This is a genomic window from Kitasatospora sp. NPDC008050, assembly GCF_042957465.1.
Lineage (GTDB): Bacteria > Actinomycetota > Actinomycetes > Streptomycetales > Streptomycetaceae > Kitasatospora.
Genome location: NZ_JBIBIJ010000007.1, coordinates 143,038 through 149,037 on the forward strand (window position 1 = coordinate 143,038; position 6,000 = coordinate 149,037).

The 6,000-nt window shown below is 74.5% G+C and carries 1 protein-coding gene (only partly in view); it reads right to left on the reverse strand.

What is annotated here, in order from left to right; genetic code table 11:
* Positions 1-5,737 carry the 5' end (the start) of an SDR family NAD(P)-dependent oxidoreductase gene (locus tag ACFZB9_RS16270; RefSeq protein WP_391447586.1) on the reverse strand. It extends 7,937 nt beyond the left edge of the window, so 5,737 of the gene's 13,674 nt are visible here — the first part of the coding sequence; it begins with the start codon at positions 5,735-5,737; its stop codon lies off the left edge, out of view.
* Between the last annotated feature and the right edge of the window lie 263 nt (positions 5,738-6,000).

Below are 6,000 nucleotides of genomic sequence, written 5' to 3' on the forward strand. Positions count from 1 at the left end.
GATAGCCCTTGCCGTCCGGGAGTTCGGTCTGGCTGGTGAGCAGCGGGTGCTCGATGGCGGTCAGACCCAGGGTGGCTGCGCCGGAACCGGAAGGGGGCGCGGTGAGCCAGTAACTCTCCTGCTGGAAGGGGTAGGTGGGGAGGTCGACGGTCCGGCCGGTGGTGGGCCAGGTGACGGGGTGGCCGTGGGTGTGGAGGTGGGCGAGGGCTGCGTTGAACGTGTCTGCTTCGGGGCGGTCGGCGCGCAGGGTGGGGATGGCGAGTGGGGTGTCGGTGAGGGTGGTGAGGACGGGGTCGGGGCCGAGTTCGAGGGTGGTGGTGACGCCGTGCTGGTGGAGGGTGGTGATGGTGTCGGTGAAGCGGACGGTTTGGCGGATGTGGTCGGTCCAGTAGCCGGGGGAGGTCAGCGGTTCAGCTGTGCCGAGGTGGGAGACGATGGGGATCTTCGGTTCGTGGTAGGTGAGTTGGGCGGCCTCGGTGTGGAACTCGTCGAGGATGGGGTCCATGTGGGGGGAGTGGAAGGCGTGGCTGACGTGGAGGTGCTTGGTCTTGCGGCCGAGTGCCTTGAAGTGGTCGGCGATGTGCCCTGCTTCGGCAGGGTCGCCGGAGATGACGGTGGAGTCGGGGGAGTTGAGGGCGGCGATGGAGACCTGTGGGGTGAGGTGTTCGCGCAGTTCGTCTTCGGTGGCCTGGACGGCGATCATGGCGCCGCCGGTGGGGGCGGATTGCATGAGGCGGGCGCGTGCGGCGACCAGGCGTGCGGCGTCCGGTAGGGAGAGGATGCCGGCGACGTGGGCGGCGGTGAGTTCGCCGATCGAATGCCCGGCGAGGTAGTCGGGTGTGACGCCGCGGCTCTCCAGGAGCCGGTACAACGCGGTTTCGAGGGCGAAGAGGGCGGGCTGGGTGTACTGGGTCTGGTGCAGCAGTTCCTCGTTGCCGAAGGCGATCTCGCGCAGGGGCTGTTCCAGGTGGGGGTCGAGTGCGGCGCAGGCTTCGTCGAAGGCGGCGGCGAAGACCGGTTCGGTGTGGTGGAGTTCGCGTCCCATGCCGAGCCGCTGGGCGCCTTGTCCGGTGAAGAGGAAGGCGAGTTTGCCGCCGCGCACCGCCCCGTGGACGGTGTGCTTGCTGGGCGTCCCGGCGGCCACGGCGGCCAGACCGGCCAGCAACTCCTCGCGGGTGTCGCCCAGCACCACGGCCCGGTGCTGGAACCGTGCCCGCCCGGTGGCGAGGGTGACCGCAACGTCGGCCAGGCCGACTTCCTGGTCGTCCGCGATCAGCTCGCGCAGCCGCGCCGCCTGCTCGCGCAGCGCGGGCTCGGTCTTGGCGGAGAGCAGCAGCGGCGCGACGGTGTCGTCACCAGGTGCCGCCTCGGCGGCGGGCGCGGCTTCGAGGATCACGTGCGCGTTGGTGCCGCTGATGCCGAAGGAGGAGACGGCTGCCCGGCGCGGCCGCCCGGTCTCGGGCCACGGCCGGGCTTCGGTGAGCAGCTCGACCGCGCCCGCCGACCAGTCGACGTGCGGAGTCGGCTCGTCCACGTGCAGCGTCTTCGGCAGTACGCCGTGCCGCATCGCCTGCACCATCTTGATCACGCCACCCACCCCGGCGGCGGCCTGCGCGTGCCCGATATTGGACTTCAGCGAGCCCAGCAGCAGCGGCTGCGCATCGCCGGCGCGCTGTCCGTAGGTGGCCAGCAGGGCCTCGGCCTCGATCGGGTCGCCGAGCGTGGTGCCGGTGCCGTGCGCCTCCACCGCGTCGACCTGGTCGGCCGTCAGCCGGGCGCCGGCCAGTGCCGCGCGGATCACCCGCTCCTGGGAGGGGCCGTTCGGCGCGGTGAGGCCGTTGCTGGCGCCGTCCTGGTTGACCGCCGAGCCGCGGATCACCGCCAGCACGGGGTGTCCGGCCGCCTGCGCGTCGGAGAGCCGCTCCAGCAGCAGCATGCCCGCGCCCTCGGCCCAGCTGGTGCCGTCCGAGGCCGCCGCGAACGCCTTGCAGCGGCCGTCCTGGGCGAGCCCGCGCTGGTGGCCGAACTCGACGAACATGCCGGGGGTGGCCATCACCGCCACACCACCGGCCAGTGCCAGCCCGCACTCGCCCTGCCGCAGCGCCTGCGCCGCGAGGTGCAGGGCGACGAGCGAGGAGGAGCAAGCGGTGTCGACCGTGACGGCGGGGCCTTCGAGGCCGAAGACGTAGGAGAGCCGGCCCGAGGCCACGCTCGCGGTGGTGCCGGTGAGCAGGAAGCCGCCGTAGCCGTCGGTGCCCTCGTGCAGGCGCGGGCCGTACTCCTGGGACATGGCGCCGACGAACACCCCGGTTGTCCGGCCGCCGAGCTGCTCCGGATCGATCCCGGCCCGCTCGAACGCCTCCCAGCCGGTCTCCAGCAGCAGGCGCTGCTGCGGGTCCATCGCGGTGGCCTCGCGCGGGGTGATGCCGAAGAAGCCGGCGTCGAAGCGCCCGGCGTCGTAGAGGAAGCCGCCGTGACGGGCGTAGGTCCGGCCGGGGGTGCCGGGCTCGGGGTCGTAGAGCTCGGCCAGGTTCCAGCCGCGGTTGTCGGGGAACTCGCCGATCGCGTCCACCCCGTCGGCCACCAGCTGCCACAGCCCGTCGGGGCTGTGGACGCCGCCGGGGTAGCGGCAGGCCATCCCGACGATGGCGATCGGCTCCGCGCCGGCCGCCACGGCCTGCACCGCCGTCTGCTCGGTGGTGCCGAGCACCTCGGCGAGCAGGTGGCGGGCCAGCGCGACGGGGGTGGGCCGGTTGTAGACCAGGGCGGCCGGCAGGCGGAGTCCGACCGCGCCCGCCAGCCGGTTGCGCAGCTCCACGGCGAGCGGGGAGTCGAAACCCAGCTCCTTGAAGGTGCGCCCGGAGTCCACGGCCTCGGCACTGAGGTGGCCGAGCACGATCGCGGCGCTGGAGCGCACCAGGTCGAGCAGCACCTCGTACTGCTCGGTCGGGGTCAGCCCCGCCAGGCGCTGCGCCCAGCCGCTCGTCGCGCCGCGCCCGGGCTGCGACGCTTCCTCGGGTTCCGGCTCCGCCGTCTCCGTGGCCCAGACGGTGGTCTCCGCGGCCTGCTCGCCGTCCGGTGCCGCGGGCCAGTAGCGCTCGCGCTGGAAGGCGTAGCCCGGCAGGGCGACGCGGTGCGGGGCGTGGGCGGCGAACAGCGCGGCGAAGTCGACGGGCGCGCCGGCCACGTGCAGTTCGGCCAGCGAGCCGAGGAACGAGCGCCAGGAGTCCTCGCCGCGCCGCAGCGTGCCGAGCACCAGCGCCGGTTCGCCGTCGGCCTCCTCCAGGGTCTCGTTGATCGCGAAGGTGAGGACGCCGTGCGGGCTGCTCTCCACGAAGGTCCGGTGGCCGGCCTCGCGCAGCGCTTGCACCGCGAGGTCGAAGCGGACCGGCCGGCGCAGGTTGGTGTACCAGTACCCGGCGTCCAGCCCGACGGTGTCCAGCAGCTCGCCGGTGACGGAGGAGTAGAACGGGACGTCGCCGCTGCGCGGGGTGATCGGGGCCAGCTCCGCCAGCAGCCGCTCGCGGATCGCGCTGACCTGCGGGGAGTGCGAGGCGTAGTCCACCTGGATCCGGCGGGCGCGCACCCCGGCCTGCTCGGCGGCGGCCAGCAGCTCCTCGACGGCCTCGGCCGCCCCGGAGACCACCACGGCCGCCGAGCCGTTGACGGCGGCCAGGGCCAGCCGCTCGCCCCAGGGCTCGATCAGCGTCTCGGCCCGGTCGAGCGGCAGTGCCACCGAGGCCATGCCGCCCTGCCCGGCGAGGACGGTCAGCGCCTTGCTGCGCAGCGCCACCACCCGGGCGGCGTCGGTCAGGCTGAGCGCGCCGGCGATGTGCGCGGCGGCGATCTCGCCCTGCGAGTGGCCGACGACCGCGTCCGGGCGCACTCCGACGGACTCCCAGAGCCGGGCCAGCGAGACCATCACCGCGAAGAGCACGGGCTGCACCACGTCGACCGCGTCCAGGCCCGGCGCGGCGGGTTCGCCGCGCAGCACCGCCAGCAGGTCCCAGTCGGTGAACTCGGCCAGCGCCTCGGCGCACCGGTTCATCGACGCGCGGAACACCGGTGCGGTGTCGAGCAGTTCGAGGGCCATCCCGGCCCACTGGGAGCCCTGTCCGGGGAAGACGAAGACGGTGCGGCCGCGGTCGTCGGCGGTGCCGCGGACCAGGCCGGGCGCCGCTGCGCCCTGCGCCAGCAGGTCGAGCAGCGGGCGCAGTTCGGCCGCCTCGGCGCCGAGCAGGACGGCGCGGTGCTCGAAGGCGGTGCGGGTGGTGGCGAGCGAGAAGGCGAGGTCCACCGCCTCCTGCTCGGGCCCGGCAGCCAGGGCCGCGGCGAGCTCGGCCGCCTGGGCGGCCAGCGCCTGCTCGGTGCGTGCGGAGAGCGTCCAGGGCAGCAAGGTGGACGTCAACGGCCGGTCCGCATAGGGCTGTTCGGCGGGAGCCTCGGTGAGCACCAGATGGCAGTTGGTGCCGCCCACGCCGAACGAACTCACCCCGGCCACCAACGGCTTCGTCGGCGCGGGCCACGGGCCGGCCTGCTGCTGCACCCGCAGGCGCAGCGCGGCCAGGTCGATGGCGGGGTTGGGGCTCTGGTAGTTGAGGCTGGCGGGCAGCTCGCGGTGCCGGATGCTCAGCGCGGTCTTCAGCAGCCCGACGATGCCGGCCGCGCCCTCCAGGTGGCCGATGTTGGTCTTCACCGAGCCGACGTGCAGGGGCAGTTCGGGGGAGCGGCCGGCGCCGAGCGCCTGGCCCAGCGCGGCCGCCTCGATCGGGTCGCCCACCGGGGTGCCGGTGCCGTGCAGTTCGACGTACTGGACGGCGGTCGGGTCCACCCCGGCCTTCGCGCAGGCCAGCGTGATCACCTCGGCCTGGGCCTGCGCGCTGGGCACGGTCAGCCCGGGGGTGGCGCCGTCGTTGTTGGCCGCGCTGCCGCGGATCACGCAGTAGACGCGGTCGCCGTCGGCCAGTGCCCGGCTGAGCGGCTTGAGCACCACCACGCCGCCGCCCTCGCCCCGGACGTAGCCGTTGGCGCGGGCGTCGAAGGTGTAGCAGCGGGCGTCGGGGGACAGGCCGCCGAAGCTCGCCGAGCGCGCGGTGCTGTCCGCGATGATGCTCAGGTTCACCCCGCCGGCCAGCGCGAGGGCGGACTCGCCGCGCAGCAGGCTCTCCACGGCCAGGTGCACCGCGAGCAGCGAGGAGGACTGCGCGGCGTCCACGGTCAGGCTCGGGCCGCGCAGGCCCAGCGTGTAGGAGAGCCGGTTGGCGATCAGGCCGCGCTGCACGCCGGTGAAGGTGTGCCGGGTGAGCGCCTGGGAGCCGCTGCGCTGGAGCAGCGTCGCGTAGTCGTCCCAGATCGCGCCGACGAAGACGCCGGTGCGGCTGCCGGCCAGCTCGCCGGGCACGGCCCCGGCGTCCTCCAGCGCCTCCCAGCCGAGTTCGAGCATCAGCCGCTGCTGGGGGTCCATCGTCACCGCCTCGCGCGGTGAGATGCCGAAGAAGCCCGCGTCGAAGTGGTCGATCCGGTCGAGGAAGCCGCCGCGGCCGCCGGGGCGGCCGGCCAGCGTGTCGCCGAACCGGTCCGTCGGGGCCTCGGTGATGGCGTCGACGCCCGAGTGGAGCAACTGCCAGAAGGCCGCCGGGGACGGCGCCTGCGGCAGGCGGCAGGACAGGCCGGTGATCGCGATCGCGTCCTCGGCTGCCAGGGGCAGATCAATCTGGGGACCGTTGGCACCAGTCATCGCTTTCGCTGCCTCCTAGGAGTGTGGCCGGCCGCGTACCAGGATCAGGACGCTCGTCGTGACCACCGTCGGCGCGGGGGCTAAGCGCAGCCTTGGCGGCCGCTAACCCCGTTCTTCCGGGGCCGGGAGAGCACGACGGCGAGCCGGGGGGGGGGGGCGGGGCGCCCGGGGGGGGGGGGGCGCCCCCCCCCCCCCCCCCCCCCCCCCCCCGCCCCCCCGCGCCCCCCCGCCCCCCCCCCCCCGCCGCCCGCCCCCGCGCCCAG